The sequence below is a fragment of the Streptomyces sp. NBC_00539 genome (assembly GCF_036346105.1).
GTDB lineage: Bacteria > Actinomycetota > Actinomycetes > Streptomycetales > Streptomycetaceae > Streptomyces.
Genome location: NZ_CP107811.1, coordinates 1 through 13,766, shown reverse-complemented (window position 1 = coordinate 13,766; position 13,766 = coordinate 1). Strand labels below are relative to the sequence as shown.

Here is a 13,766-nt window from a genome sequence, read left to right as displayed (position 1 = left end):
GCCGGCGCCGGCCGTTCCACGTGACGGGTCAGGCGACAAGCTGACGGGAACGCGATGAGGCCCGGAACTGGCGGAGATCAGCGCCGACGCCGCCATCGACCGGGGCGGCGTCTTCCGCCACCCGCTGCGCTTGAAGCGACTGCGCCCTGGAGGTGACGGTGGGGGACGTTGCCCGGGTTCGAGGAGGGGAGGGTCGCGGCCGCGGGTTGAGGGGCCGGCGGTGGTGGTGGGGGTTGCGGTGTCGTTTCTGCGGTGAATCAGGCCGTCCGCCCGGGTGAGTTGAGGGTCTGGGGCCTATCGGTGTGGGTGGCGGGCGCGCTACACCCCCTCATGTGATCAAGAACCTGATGCGGCGCGGGCTGCCCGCGCTCGCTCTCGCCGTCCTGCCCCTGCTGTCCACCGCCCCCGCCTCCCACGCCGCCGGCTTTCCGGCCGCGGCGGCCGGCGGCGCCTTCGCCCCGGGAGCGCCTGGTGTGTCCGGCGCGGCGGGTGTGCGGGCGCCGTTGTCGTTGTTCGAGGCGATCGACCGGCTTCCGGTCGCGGAGGAGCACCGGGAGGGCTACAAGCGAGACCTCTGAACCGCGGCCTCAGCGCGAGCGACGGTTGCGACACCCGCAAAGAGGCGATCTTGTCTGAGGCGGTCGAGGCGCCGCAGGTCGCGACGGGCTGCAAGCTGTCGGGCGGGTCGTGGCGCAGCGCGTACGACGACCTGGTCGTCACCGACGCCGCGCGCCTCGACGTCGACCATTTCGTCCCGCTCGCAGAAGTTTTCGACTCTGAGCGGACGCCGTGGAGTGCGGCGCGGCGCGAGGCGTACGCGAACGACCAGGGATCTCCGGACACGTTGATCGCAGTCTCGGCTGCTTCGAACAGGTCGAAGGCGGACAAGGACCCGGAGGAATGGCTGCCTTCGGACGGCTCGTACCACTGCACCTACGCCGCGACGTGGGTGGGCACGAAGCTGCGCTGGGACCTGGCGGTGGACGAGGCCGAGCGCCAGGCGCTCCTCGGCCTTGCAGAGGACTGCCCGACGACCACGGTCGTCTACGAACCCGCGTCCTGACATCCACCTTCCGTGGGCGGCGCCGGATGTGCCGTTGCCGCCCGCTGCGCACCGCAAGCAAGTTGGTTCGCCGGGAGGAATTCGCAGACATGAGAAGGATTCATGAAGACACGTAAGCGTTCTGCTGCCCCACTGGGCTCGACACTGGCACTGACAATGCTGGCGTTTTGTGCCCCCGTGTGCGCGGCCGCCCAGCTCGTGCGGGCCGCGCACGTCGTGCTCACCAACGCGGACAACGGCCGGACCGTGTCCGCGCATGCCGGGGACGAGGTCAAGGTCGACCTCACCGGCTATCGCGGAAACGGACTCACCTACAGCTGGAGTATTCCGGTGTCCGGCGACTCCACCGTCCTTCGGCGGACCGGAGGCCGTACGACCCCGACGGGCTCCGCCACGGCCCGTTTCCATGCCGAGAAGGACGGCACTGCCACCCTCAGCGCCCAGCGGCACTGCCGCCCCGGCCCGGGCCGCATCTGCCCTCTCGTGGTCACGCCGTGGAAGGCCACGGTGGAGGTGAGGTAACCAGCGCTGCAGTCCCTGTTGGTGAGGCAGGGAGTCGGACCGCTCTGGCCTCGTCCTCGGTCAGCAGCTTGAGTCGGGTCTCGGTCACGGCATCGACGAGCGCTCCGAGGAAGTCTTCGTCCATGCCAGAGCAACGCCCCAGGGCCTTGGCCGTCACGTGGCTGGCTGTGGGATCTCGCCGCTCGTGTCCTACGGCGACCCTGTGACCTGGGACTTCTTGCGGTGTCTCACGCCGTGTCCAACCGCTCAGTCTCACGATCGTGTCCAATCCTCGGAACGGCCGCGAACTGCAATCCGCTGACCTGCGGAGTCTCACGAGCGGACACCGGTAGGACATTGGCGGTGAGACTAGGACACGGTTCGTAAGACCCGACACAGCTTGTAGGGTCTCGCGGCTCGTGTCGGACATCGGTCCCGCAAGCAGCGGGTCTGTCCGCTGTCTCACGTCGTGTCGGACGCTCGGTGTCTCGGCTTCGTATCGTTTCCTCGGCGCCCCTTGTGGCGACCACCGCGTCATAGGCCAATAACGAGTTCGAGCAGTTCTCGTCGCTTACCGCGGCGACGCCAACTTCGTACCTCGCCGTGGTAAGCGACACCGTCTCACACCCGCGGCCGCGGCCCATCGGAACCCGGGTGACCGCTTGCAGACGGGCAGGTGACCTTCCACGCCGCCTCGATCATTTGGAAGATCTCGTCCAGGGCGGCCTGCGGGTCGGCCGCTTCGCGGGCCAGCGAGTAGGCGTCGATCACGAACCTCGCGATGGTGCGGGCGGCGGTTTCGCTCCGGGTCAGGTCAGGATCGGCGGCGATGGCCGTGGCCAGGGCGTCCGCGTGGCGTAGGCGGAGCGACTCGTCGTACTTCCGCAGGGCGGGAGACTCGTCGATCATGCGCCAGATCGGGGCGGCGCTGTCCGCGGTGCAGTGCCGCACCAGGGCCAGGATTTCGCGGCGCAGGGCGGGGATGAGCGGCTCGTGCGGCGCCCGGCCGGTGACCGCCTGCGTGAGGCGCTGCTCGAAGTCCTCGTCCTGCTCGAACACCAGGGCCTCTTTCGAGGCGAAGTGGGAGAAGAGCGTGGTGACGGCCACGTCGGCCTCGGCGGCCACGTCACGGATGCCCACCGCGTCGTAACCGCGTTTCAGGAAGAGCCGCAGCGCGGTGTCGGCGATCTTCTGGCGGGTCGCGGCCTTCTTGCGCTCACGGCGTCCGGACTGCACGGTCATGGCCGTAGGCTAGCAGGTATGAAAGAGTAACCGTTATGAAAAGCTATCGGTTAGTGTTACGTTCGGCGGCATGAAGAAAGTGAGCTTCGCCGAGTTCGGCGGTCCGGACGTTCTGCAACTCGTTGATGCCGAGGAGCCCCACGCGGGCTCCGGCCGGATACGCATCGCCGTGCGGGCGGCGGGCGTGAATCCCGTCGACTGGAGGATTCGTGAAGGCCAGGTCCTGGGGGCCCATCCGATCGAGTTGCCCTCCGGGGTCGGGCTGGACGCCGCCGGGGTGGTGGACGAGGTAGGCGAGGGAGTCGTAGGGGTCGAGGTCGGTGATCGGGTGTTCGGCGAGGGCTCCAGCACTTACGCCGAGTTCGCCGTACTGTCGGCCTGGGCCCGGATGCCCGAGGGGCTGACGTTCGAGGAGGCGGCCGGGTACCCCTCCGTGGTGGAGACCGCGCTGCGCGTCATCCACGAGGTCGGTGTGCGGCCCGGGCAGACGCTCCTGGTCAGCGGCGCGTCCGGGGGAGTCGGATCGGCGGTGCTGCAGATCGCCCGCGACCGCGGCATCACGGTGATCGGCACGGCCGGTGCCGCGAACCAGGAGTATCTGGGCAGGCTTGGTGCCGTCGCCACGACGTACGGCGATGGCTGGGGCGAGCGGGTTCGGCGGCTCGGCGACGTCGACGCGGCTCTCGATCTGGCTGGTTCGGGCGTGATCCGCGAGCTGGTCGAGCTGACCGGGAGTCCGGAGAAGGTCGTCTCCATCGCCGATCTCGGTGCGCCGGAGTTCGGTGTCCGGTTCTCGGGCGTGGCCGGAAGCGTGTCGGCGGCGCTCGCCGAGGCCGTCGACCTGATCTCGCGGGGCCAGCTCCACATCCCGGTCGAGAAGTCATACTCGCTAGCCGAGGCCGCGGCGGCCCACATCGACAGCCACGCCGGTCACACGCGCGGGCGCCGAGTCTTGGTCATCTGAGCCGCTTCCGGCGCCGTCACACGGCATGGCAAGTCGAATTCCTTGCAGCACTCTTCTGTCGGGGTCCACCCGGAAGCTGCGCACCACACAAGGGCCTCATGTCGACCTGCGAATCTCACGACGGATGTCGGATCCGAACTAGATCCGGCATCGGCCGTGAGATTCCGACACGAGAAGTGAGAACCTACACAGCTCATGTGGGATCTCAGAACGCGCGTCACATGCCGACGCTGTGGCCTGCCGCTCTCTGCTCATTCTCACGCCGATGGCCATGCTTCTGTCTCAGGAGCGTGGCCATTTCCGGCCTCGGGGAGCAATGGAACAGTGGTTGGCGTTAAGCATTGACCGACGTCATGGACGCCGTTGACGGCGGGCGTTCCCGCCGGTTACCCGTGCTTGTCCGGTTCGGTGTCGGCGAAGGCGCGGTATCCGCCGAGATCTCGGGCTGGGCGAGGACGTCGCCGCGGTGTACGACTCGGACCGGACCCGGGGCCATCATCGGATGCTGATCCGCCGGCGTAGCGAGGTCGTGTCGGACATTCAGCAAGACCGCCGTCGTCATCACCGCGAAGTCCGCCGGGCGCAAGGTCTTCGGCCTCGACACCGCAGGCGCCTGTCTCGCTTGACCTCTTGCGCGTCAGTCCGGCAGCCAGTGCAGCTCGTGCGCCAGGGTTTTGGCGACGGCACGGATGCGGCGGTGTAGCGGCGACTGCTCGCGTGGGAGGACCAGGTGGATCGTCAGGCTGGGCGCGCCTCGCAGCGGTCGCCAGGTGAGACCGGCCGGTTGTGCCGTGGCCGCGGCTTCTCCGGCCGGGGCGAGGGTGACCCCGTCGCGCAGGTCGCGCTGAGACATGTCGAAAGAGACTGCGGGCGTGTGGAATCGGGGGTGTGGTCGGGTGTCTCGGAACAGTGCGGACAGCTGATCGTGGATCACGGGGTTGGCCGCACGGTCCGGGAGTCGCAGCGGATACGCGGCCGCGTCGGCGATCTCGATCTCCAGGTGTTCGGCCAGCGGATGGTGCTGCGCCAGCTGGACCCCGATGCGCGCACGCCGCAGCAGGAACCGGCGCACGCCACGGCCCGGCTGTTCACCGCGGGTGATCCCGGCATCGATGCGGCCGTCGGCGACTGCGGGGGAGATCTCCGGTGTCGCCATCGGGACCGCGCCGACCTTGAGTCCGCTGTTGCCGCGAATCAGCCTGTCCACCAGGGCCGGTGCCGTCTCGGCCCCGGCGCTGAGGCTGTATCCGATGCGCAGCGTGCCCAGTTCACCGGCCGCCGCGCTCCGGGCGGTGTCCCATGCCCGGTCCAGCGCCGCCAGCGCGGGCGGCGCGGACTCCGCCAAAGCCGCACCGGCCGTGGTCAATACGACGCTACGCGTGTTGCGGACCAGCAGGGCCGTACCGAGTTCCGCCTCCAATCGGCGCATCCGGGCGCTGAGTGCGGGCTGTGCGATACCGATCCGTGCGGCCGCGCGGGTGAAGTTCAACTCCTGTGCCAGCACCAGGAAGTACCGCAGGCTCACCGTGTCCGGCGCCACGTGCCCTCCCTGCCGATTGATAACGATCCGTTCTGAGTCTATCCCGTACCGGTCTTTCCCTCGACCGCACATCAAGCCCTAACCTGCGCATATGACGATTCAACTGACCGCAGTACCCGTCGCCGGGATCGATCGATCTGAGTGTCAATTCGAAGTCGGACGTGTTCGGCCGAACACAGGAGGTTTCCATGGCTAAGGGCTACTGGGTCAGTGTCTACCCCGCCATTTCCGACCCTGAGAGGCCGACTGCCTACGACAAGCTGGCCCGTCCGGCTGTCCAGGCTGGGGGCGGGCGCCTCCTGTCCCGTGGCGGTCGAGTCGTCGCCCACGAGGCCGGAATCACGCAACGCGTCGTTCTGATCGAGTTCGACAGCTTTGAACAGGCCGTCGCGGCATACGAGAGCGAGGCATACCAGAAGGCGCTGGTGGCCCTCCCCGATGGCGTCGAGCGCGACTTCCGCATCATCGAAGGCATCGACTGACCGGTGGGCCCAGCCATCGCTGAGCATCCGTCACCGCACCGCCATCGAGGCCCACCGCGACCCCCGCATCCATCAGCAGACCCTCGCCCGCGAGGAAGCCGAACGAGCCGCCGTCCGCGAGCGTCTGACCGACACCAATTCACCGCCGGCCGAGTGACCCCGACCGCAGAGACGTGCACCCTGTTGCATCGGCTACGGTCACCTCGACTGCTTCTGGGCTGCGTGAACTCGAACCGCACGCTCGCGGCGCCCCGGAGAAACATCGGTGACTTCGACTGCTCGGGTGAGGACATCGAGCGGGACTGGGTGGAGCGGACGGGCTGCTGGAGCTCGGTGACCCGGGTGCTGCTCACCTACGAGCAGGTGCGCGCGTACGGGCTCCTGGCGACCGAGGGCAAGAGCGGCGACCCGAGGTGGCCGGCCTCCGCCCGCCGCTACGGCTTCGACTCCCGCCGCCCGGTTCAGTGGGAGGTCGAAGCCCTGGAGCCGGACGAACTCCAGCGCCTGGTCCTCGCCGCCGTCGACCCGTGCATCGACCGCGATGTCCTCGCGCAGCAGATCGCCCGCGAGGAACAGCAGCGCCGCGCATTGTCCGATTTCTTCGACGGATGGGGCACGGTCAGCGGCTGTGCTGGCTCACTGAATCTGCGCAGAGTGCGGCGCGCGCCAGTCGTCTGACCTGCGGAGTTCCTCGCTCCAGGTCCGGTTGCGCAGGTTGGTTGGGTACTGCGCAGTTTGACTGGTCCGCGACACGGGCGGACCTGTCGTTGGTCAGTGAATCTGCGCAGTAGGCACGTTTCTGACCTGGGGATGTGCAGGTTGACTGAGCGAGTTGGGGGCTGTGCTGGCTCACTGAATCTGCTCAGAGTCTGGGCATGATAGCTGTCTGACCTGCGGTGTTTCTGGGACCGGGCCTGGTTGCGCAGGTCATTTGGTTGCTGCGCAGTTTCACTGGTCCTTGGTATGTGGCCAGGGGGTGTCGCTGCGCTTGGGTGGGGCCTGGGGTGAGTTGCGTCGGTTCTCAGTGAAACCAGGTGTGTCTCGTCCGTTCCCTGACGTGGATCGTCAGGCACGATGGCGCCTCGGGAGAAGCGTCGAAGGTGGCAGCTGTGGGGTCTCGTCGATTCTGGTTGCGGGTGGGCGTCGTCGCCCTGTTGCTGGCTGCAGTTGCTGTAGCCGTCGCTGTACCTGGTGTGGGCAAGTGGATCGTGGCTGCAGTCCTCGCGGGTCTCGCCTCAGCTCTCGGCGGGATCGTGGCTCGTGGCGCCGATAAGGCCATCATGCGTGGTCGAGATGCCGTACTGGTCCCTACACCGCAAGCTCCGCTCACTGTGCGGACTGAACAGGAGATGATCCTTGTAGGACATGTTGGCCCTCTTCCCGAGGATCTGACAGCGGTGCGTTCCCTGGACTTGGTGAGCATCCACGAGTGTGTCGTGCGCGTGTTTGTCGAAGCTGCCGTTGATCGTGCTGTGATCCTCACCAAGCTCGACGTGCAGGTGCAGTCACGTTGCACCCCGCCCCCGATCGGCTACGTGTTCCGGCTGAAGGATGAACTGAACGATTCCTATTTCGAGATTCCAAAGGAGCGTACCTTCGAGGTGGATCTCGGCGGTCCAACGCCTGTGGTGAGGCCGGCCGAGGGTGTGCCGGACTTCCCGTACGGGGTCTCGCATCTGGAACCCGAGCGTTTCATCCTGAGGGCTTCTGCCAGTACGCCAGGAGATTTCAGTTGGCGCGTCGGTGTCCATTGGATTTGCAAGGGCGAGTCAGGGGTCGTCGTCGCTGAGCAGGAAGGACAGCCCTTCCGACTGGTGAGCCTTGGGCCGTCCGAACTGTGATCGATAGCCATCTGGCCTTGGTGGGTGGCCTGGGGTGGGCTCGGTGTGGCGGTTTCTGGGCGTCATCTGGCTCGTTGTCTGCGGCTGGTGGTCTGGGGTGGGGGTGGTTGGTAGCCGAGTTGCGTGAGTTCGATGGTGTCTGGTCGGTGGCCGGGGGTGGGCTTGGTGTGGTGGCGGTAGGCGGTGGGGTGGTCGGGGTGGCGTGGGGTGTGCCGGATGAAGTGGGAGAGGTCTTCGGGGTAGTAGGTGGGGTCTTGGAGCCACCGGCGGTTCAGACTCCGGGCGACGACTTCGTGGAAGGGGTGGGGTTGGCCGGGCCGGGTGCGGTGGTAGCGGGCTGAGGGCCGCCGGACGAGGAGCCCGGCCAGGGTGATGGTTTCGGGGTAGGTGATCGCTTCGCGGGCCAGGACTTCCCACATGGAGGTGTCCTTCCCGTTGCCGATGAGTCGGGCGCGGGCGGGCCAGATTCGTTCGGCCTTGGGGGCGTGGCGGCGCCAGTGTTCGGTGAGCCCGGCTGCCTGGGTGATGGCCTCGTCGGCGTCTGGTCCCCAGCGGCGTACCAGCCGCAGGTGGGCGTGGTGTGCGAGGACGATCTCGGGAGTCTTGTGCAGGAGGACGTGGGTGTGGGGGACGGTCATGTCCTGAAGGGTGTGGGGGCCCAGTGCCCAGGTGCGGTGCCGGCCGCACACGAGGTGCTGGTGGGGGAGGTAGCGCAGGACGGGGCGGGTTTGCCCGGTGCGGGCGATGGTGCAGTGAGGGCATCCGGTGACGGCCGGCAGGTCGGAGGGGCGCATGGTGCCGCCTGGACGTGTCGCGGTGGCGGGACCGCGGTCCTGGTGTCCTTGCCAGCAGGGCAGGGCGTGAGCGAGGTGAGCCTCGGGGATGCCGGTGTACTGGCTGACGCGAGTGCGTGCGCTGGCGTTGAGGTAAAGCTCGGTGGGCGCGTGAGGGCCGTGGATCCGTTGGCGGTCTGGGGAGATCTTGGGGCGGCGTATGCGCAGCCCGTCGAGGAGCTCGGTCGTGGTGAGGCGGTGCGCCCTGGCGAGGCGTTCGAGGAATGAGGCGTTGGTTTCGAAGGCCAGGGGCCTGATGGGGAACAGCGCCTGGTGGGACAGGTCCGGCAGCGCTCGGGGCATGTCAGCGCCGCCTTTGGGTGCCGGGGGTGTGTTCGGCGAGTTCGTCGAGGTCGATGTCGTTGAGGAGCTGCTTGGTGATCTTCTCGGTGCCGTCGAGGATGGCGGCGATCGCTGCTTCCCGTACGAGGGCGGACAAGCTTCCGATGCGGCCGCCGGTGCGGTGGTGGAGATAGGGGGCGTGCCGGACCAGTGCGCCCTTGTGGTGGGCTTCCAGTCGCAGCGCCTGGTCCATGCCCTGGATCAGTCCTTCCCAGGCTGTGCGCTGGGCGGGGCTGCCGTGTGGCGGGGAGGGTTGCGGACGGTCTTGAAGCGGCCGGCGATCTGGGTGCCGCGGACTCCGGTCAGCAGGGGTGAGGCGTCGAGGGCGACGCCCGCGTAGACGAACGTCGCGGGGATGCGTTCGCTGAGGTGTTTCATCTGGTCGGAGGTCTCGGCGCCGTTGCGGGTCCGGGTGTTGAGGAGGTGGACGTCGTCGACCAGGACGAGCCGGGTGCCGAGCTGGTGCAGGGTGGCGCAGACGATGTCGGTGATGCGGGCCTGGTTCATGCTTGTGGTGATGGGCAGGTCGAGGAATCGGGCCAGTTCGGATACGAGCATCTTCGGGGTCGCGGCCGGTGGGACGGACAGGAACACCACTGGCAGGCGCTCGTCGAGGCCGCCGTGGCGGGCGCGGTCGGCGAGGTGGAAGGACCGGCCGAGCTGCTGCAGGGTGGTGGTCTTTCCGGTGGTCGGTGGCCCGGAGATCAGCAGCCCTCGCCGGGCGGTGCCGTTGTGCCGCCGGTTGAGGATCATCAGCCGGCGCAGGGTGAGGGAGATCTTGGCCATGATGGGGGTGGACAGGATTACGAATCGGGAGTGGTAGTCCAGGCGTTCCTCGGCGTTCCAGGGGCCGGTCCCGGGCAGACATGGTGGTTCGGTGTCGACGAACCGTGTCCACTCGCGCCAGGTACTTGGTGACGCGTACGGATCGTCGTGCGTCTCTTGGTCGGCGTCCGTCACCACTGCTGTGCCTCCTGGTGCGCGTCGAAGATGTTCCACGCCCTGGCCGATACCGCGGCGCCGGCGGCATCCGAGTCGGAGGTGATGCAGGTGTCCCCGTCCGCGGGCGGCAACTGCTCGGCGGCGCCGTTCGGCGGGTCCGTGTCCGCAGTCCGTCGCCGTGTGCGCGTGGCTCCTGTCCGCTGGCCCGGGACGCTGGCGATACCGGCGGCGCTCGAGCCCCCGGCGCCTGTGTGGGCGCGGCGCAGGAGTTCGTCCAGGCGGCGGGCGAGGTGTTCTTCGTGTTCGGCCCGGTCTGCGCGCCGTGCCACCACGCTGCGGATGTGCCGCCAGGTGGTGTCGGTGAACGGCTGCGATACCAACCCTCGGTGGATCCAGTCGGCCTGCGCCCAGCCGTCGGGGAGCCTGACCCAGCACCGCCACGGCTCGTAGGGGTTGTGGTGGACCTCCCATTTGCCGTCCGCGGCGGTGGAGGGGTGCCGGTGTCCGTTGAGTGCGGGGCCGTCGTAGGTGCGGTGTTCGAATCGGATGCCTTCGTCTGTGATCGCGCAGCGCCGGGATGGCAGCAGTTCGGTCCAGTCGGCGCCTGTCAGGGGGACGGGTACGTGTCCGGCGATGCCGGTGAGCGCGGCCCACATCTCGTTGGGGGTGAGGGTCAGGCGGGGCATGAGCGGGTGCCGTAGCCGCTCGTGGCGGCGTTCCTGCCATCCGCAGACGATCCACTCGTCCAGCAGGTCCTGCAGCTGGGGCAGGGTCCAGCACGCCTCGTCCTCCACGCTGCTGCCGCGCGCCGCGAGGTGGTTTCCGGTGTATCCGGCGACGTACTGCGCGAACAGCGTGCCGATCGCCCCGAAGCCGCGCTCCACATGCCCCTTGGCGTACCCGGACGCGGGCGGGCAGGGCTGGACCGAGATCCCCAGGTGCTCGGCGGCGGCGAGGAAGCAGCGGGAGACGAACACCTTGCCCTGGTCGATGACCACGGTTGAGGGCCGGATCACCGGCCTGGCCGCGGCCCCCTGCACGCGGGCGTCGATGGAGGCGAGCCGCGTGTAGGGGATGATGGAAGCGGCCATGGACAGGTACTCGGGCCAGTCGGGCCGCATCGACTGCGGCACCAGTGTCTGTGCCAGCAACACGGCCGCGTCCACTGCCTTGGTGCCTTTCGGGCGCAGAACGGCCGCGGTGATGCTGCGGGTTGCCACGTCCACCGCCATCGTCAGCTCCGGCCGCCGCGCCTGGCCGTCCTCGCACATGACCATCACGTCCAGCAGGGTGCTGTCCATCATCACCAGTTCCCCAGGCAGCGTCGCGACCGTCGGAGTGAACACCGGCACCGGCCGGGATGCCCGCCGCCGATGGCCGGCGGCTGTCAGCGCGAGCTGTTCCTGCTCGGCGACGGAGCGCACCAGCCGGTTGAACGTGGCCACCGGCGGCACCGCCACTGTTCCGGGCCCGTGGGCGTCTTCGAGTAACCATCCCACCTGGCGCCGCAGCCGGCTCAACGTCCCCGTCGAACGCCCCTGCTGCTCCTCCAGCGCCCGCTTGATCGCGGCCACCACCCGCGGATCGGCCCGCCCGAACGCGGACCGCTCCCGCGTCAGGCGACCGTCCACGAGACCCCACACCCCCTGCTCGCGGTAGCGGGCTCGCATCCGGCGCACGGTGGCCACGCTGACCTGCTCTCCGGCCGCGGTCAGCTCGGCGGCCTTGGTCGCCTCGCGCTCGGCAAGCCCGTACACGGCCGGGTCGTACCCGGGTCGAGACGGCCAGTCCCGGTGGGGCCCGATGTGCCCAGTCTCGACCTCCAGGATGTGCCGCTCCCAGGCCAGGGCCTTCTCCCGGACCGCGGGCTCAAGCCCGTCCAGCGGGCCGTGTACCGGAACACGCGACCGCCCGGGCCGGCGGGGTTCCAGGACGGCGAAGTCCTGCGCACCGAGTACTTGGGTGAGCAGCAGCACCTGCACTCTGGAGCCCTCCTCGGCGACCAGTCGGCAGCGCGGCCCGTCCAGACCGGCCAGGACGTGGACGCCACCGTCGAACCGGATCCGGTCCCCGACTTCCACGACGTCTACCGGACGTTTCACTGCTCCAGCTCCTTCCGCCGACCGGTTGGCACGGCGGTCACGGGGGTCTCCTCGCTCAGGGGGCGGTCCCAGGCCATGCTCAGCAGGTCGTTCCAGAGCCCGTGGTAGACGGCCGGCAGTGTGGCGATCGGGTCTCCGAGCCGGAGTGCACCCTCGCCCAACGTGGTGGGCTTGGCGAACGCTGCGCGCAGCCGGGAGGCGGGGATAGTCACCGAACACCGCGGATGCCGGTAGACCGACAGCCAGCGCGCATTGGCCAGAACGACCGGATCCGCGGTGTCCGCGAACAGGTGCTCCCAGCCCGCGTCCCGAGCACACGCCCCGACCACCCGCGCCCGGCCAACGAGCCGTGCGGACGGTCCGCCGCTCCCGGGGCAGTCCACAAGACGAATGCCCCCGTCAGCCATGCTCACGGCCAGGTCAGGGGCGTGGGTGACGATCCGCCCCCGCTCCTCCCACACGAACTCCAGGGGACGGCTCACCATGCCCGCCACCTGCGGATTCTGATCCAGCATCATGACCGCGTCCCGCATAGCCGCGCTCCCGTACCCCACCAGACGGCCGGTGGTCGCTGACCACCACCACCCCGGAGCCAACCGCCGCCCCCGCCGCAGCGGGAAACCACGCACCATCGCGCACTCCATGAGGCGCAGCTCCCCGATGGCTGCCCGCCACGGCCTCTGGAGCATGACCCCGTCCGGCCCGACGAACCGCACGTCTACATGGCGCGGATGCACCCCGCCCCCTCCACCGAACCCAGTGGCCCCCCGAAGGCAAGCCGCCCTTGCGCCCATTGAAGAAGGCTCGGTCAACCTGCGCAGTGCGCAGATATACCGAGCCACACGATGTTGTGAAGCACCCTCTGACCAGCCCGAACACACCCCTTAACTCTGCTATTGCCCCCTGGCCTGCAGGAACCCAAGCCGACGACCCGAGCGCAGGGCCCCAGACCAGTCCCGAATCCCAGATGAGTTCCGCTGCACAACAGGCGGCCTGTGCAGGCCGGTTGGTCAGTGGCGCCATGGCCCCTGGCTGGCGACCCCACTCTGCGAGCTGGGCCTCAGCGCGACATACCCCCTAGGCCAGTTTCAATCTGGGAATCAGAATGAATCACACCTGCGGGGTGGGGCTGGCATGATCGGGTTATGCCTATCACTGTCGAGTTCTTCGTGGCACCGGATGATGAGGTGGCTGCTCAGGTTGGGCCGCGGCAGCGCCGTCATGGGTTTCCCTCGTTCGCGTGCGCGGATTTCTACCCTGACGATGCGGTGGCGGACTGGGAGGTCCTGCTGGCAGAGGGTGTGGGTACAGGCTCGCGTGATGTGGTGCCGATGAAGAATGACGGCTTCACGGTGTTCCAGCTGCCTTCCGGGCTGTGCTCCGCTCTGGTGCAGGCGAGCAGCGGCCGGCTCGTTGAGGCTGCGGGTGCATGGGCTGAGCTCGCCGCGGTCAAGGACGAGGGTGTGCCAGCCGAGACAGCGGTCGAGATCCTGACGGAGTTGGCGGGCCTGGCCCGCACGGCACAGGGCCTTCGTCAGCCTCTCTACTGCTGGTACTTCGCACCCTGACCGGGCGTCGCCCACAGCAAACACCCCAGCCCCCGCCCTGCTGCCAGCCAGGCCCGCGAAGCGGGCCTCAAGTCCTGGAGGCGGAGCCGGAAGGACCAGGGCGGGGGAGCGCAGCGGGCCCGCTCAACGGGCCGAAGGCCCGGACCTCGTGAAACGAGGTCACCTCCCGTGCGCAGTACGGGAGGCCCGGGTCCGCGAAGCGGACCTCGTTCGGGTGCAGCGAAGCGGAACCCGAACAGTCCGAAGCGAAGCGCAGGACCCCGGCCCGAAGAGCAGGCCCTGGCTCGGCGAAGCCGAGCCCCGCCAGCGCAGCGAGGCGGTTCTCTCCTCCACGCGCAGCGTGGAG

General features: G+C 68.6%; 15 protein-coding genes. 8 read left to right on the top strand and 7 right to left on the bottom strand.

Annotated elements, in window-relative coordinates; translation table 11 throughout:
• Nucleotides 1-332 precede the first annotated feature (332 nt).
• The 3 genes from OG861_RS00075 to OG861_RS00065 all read left to right on the top strand — a co-directional run bounded on the left by OG861_RS00075 (nt 333) and on the right by OG861_RS00065 (nt 1,585).
• Nucleotides 333-578 carry a hypothetical protein gene (locus OG861_RS00075; protein ID WP_329201850.1) on the top strand — a complete coding sequence of 82 codons (246 nt, stop codon included), beginning with the start codon at nt 333-335 and terminating at the stop codon, nt 576-578.
• A gap of 50 nt (nt 579-628) precedes the next feature.
• A complete protein-coding gene (locus tag OG861_RS00070) occupies nt 629-1,063 on the top strand; it encodes an HNH endonuclease family protein (protein ID WP_329201852.1) in 435 nt (144 codons plus the stop codon).
• A 156-nt stretch (nt 1,064-1,219) separates the two neighbouring features.
• Nucleotides 1,220-1,585 (top strand): hypothetical protein, encoded by a 366-nt coding sequence (locus tag OG861_RS00065; protein ID WP_329375097.1) that lies wholly within the window; start codon nt 1,220-1,222, stop codon nt 1,583-1,585.
• 600 nt (nt 1,586-2,185) lie between these two features.
• Here OG861_RS00065 and OG861_RS00060 read toward each other — a convergent pair.
• Nucleotides 2,186-2,806, bottom strand: coding sequence for a TetR/AcrR family transcriptional regulator (locus OG861_RS00060; protein ID WP_329201856.1), 621 nt, complete (start codon nt 2,804-2,806; stop codon nt 2,186-2,188).
• Between the two features lie 70 nt (nt 2,807-2,876).
• On the opposite strand from OG861_RS00060, the gene OG861_RS00055 reads away from it, so the two are divergent.
• The gene (locus OG861_RS00055; RefSeq protein WP_329201858.1) at nt 2,877-3,770 is read left to right on the top strand and encodes an NADP-dependent oxidoreductase; all 894 of its coding nucleotides are present in this window, start codon (nt 2,877-2,879) and stop codon (nt 3,768-3,770) included.
• A 637-nt stretch (nt 3,771-4,407) separates the two neighbouring features.
• On the opposite strand, the gene OG861_RS00050 is transcribed toward OG861_RS00055, so the two are convergent.
• Complete coding sequence (locus OG861_RS00050; protein WP_329201859.1) at nt 4,408-5,310, bottom strand: LysR family transcriptional regulator; 903 nt, start codon at nt 5,308-5,310, stop codon at nt 4,408-4,410.
• 188 nt (nt 5,311-5,498) lie between these two features.
• Between OG861_RS00050 and OG861_RS00045 the strand changes: the two genes are divergently transcribed.
• The 3 genes from OG861_RS00045 to OG861_RS00035 all read left to right on the top strand — a co-directional run bounded on the left by OG861_RS00045 (nt 5,499) and on the right by OG861_RS00035 (nt 7,633).
• Complete coding sequence (locus tag OG861_RS00045) at nt 5,499-5,792, top strand: DUF1330 domain-containing protein (RefSeq protein ID WP_329201861.1); 294 nt, start codon at nt 5,499-5,501, stop codon at nt 5,790-5,792.
• A gap of 222 nt (nt 5,793-6,014) precedes the next feature.
• A complete protein-coding gene (locus tag OG861_RS00040) occupies nt 6,015-6,470 on the top strand; it encodes a hypothetical protein (protein WP_330260913.1) in 456 nt (151 codons plus the stop codon).
• 737 nt (nt 6,471-7,207) lie between these two features.
• Nucleotides 7,208-7,633 carry a hypothetical protein gene (locus OG861_RS00035; protein WP_330260912.1) on the top strand — a complete coding sequence of 142 codons (426 nt, stop codon included), beginning with the start codon at nt 7,208-7,210 and terminating at the stop codon, nt 7,631-7,633.
• Nucleotides 7,634-7,695: 62 nt separating this feature from the next.
• Here OG861_RS00035 and OG861_RS00030 read toward each other — a convergent pair whose 3' ends face one another.
• From OG861_RS00030 to OG861_RS00010, 5 genes are read right to left on the bottom strand one after another with little or no spacing between them, the layout of a single operon-like run.
• Nucleotides 7,696-8,769: a hypothetical protein gene (locus OG861_RS00030; protein ID WP_330260911.1), complete on the bottom strand. Its 1,074-nt coding sequence runs from the start codon at nt 8,767-8,769 to the stop codon at nt 7,696-7,698.
• Between the two features lies 1 nt (nt 8,770).
• Nucleotides 8,771-9,001 (bottom strand): hypothetical protein, encoded by a 231-nt coding sequence (locus tag OG861_RS00025; RefSeq protein ID WP_330260910.1) that lies wholly within the window; start codon nt 8,999-9,001, stop codon nt 8,771-8,773.
• Nucleotides 9,002-9,009: 8 nt separating this feature from the next.
• A complete protein-coding gene (locus tag OG861_RS00020) occupies nt 9,010-9,771 on the bottom strand; it encodes a TniB family NTP-binding protein (RefSeq protein WP_330260909.1) in 762 nt (253 codons plus the stop codon).
• The gene (locus OG861_RS00015) at nt 9,765-11,852 is read right to left on the bottom strand and encodes a transposase (protein WP_330260908.1); all 2,088 of its coding nucleotides are present in this window, start codon (nt 11,850-11,852) and stop codon (nt 9,765-9,767) included. The genes OG861_RS00020 and OG861_RS00015 overlap by 7 nt, the downstream gene beginning before the upstream one ends.
• Nucleotides 11,849-12,541 carry a TnsA-like heteromeric transposase endonuclease subunit gene (locus tag OG861_RS00010; protein WP_330260907.1) on the bottom strand — a complete coding sequence of 231 codons (693 nt, stop codon included), beginning with the start codon at nt 12,539-12,541 and terminating at the stop codon, nt 11,849-11,851. Before OG861_RS00010 ends, OG861_RS00015 begins: the two co-directional genes overlap by 4 nt.
• 456 nt (nt 12,542-12,997) lie before the next feature.
• On the opposite strand from OG861_RS00010, the gene OG861_RS00005 reads away from it, so the two are divergent.
• A complete protein-coding gene (locus OG861_RS00005; RefSeq protein WP_330260906.1) occupies nt 12,998-13,420 on the top strand; it encodes a hypothetical protein in 423 nt (140 codons plus the stop codon).
• Nucleotides 13,421-13,766: the final 346 nt, after the last annotated feature.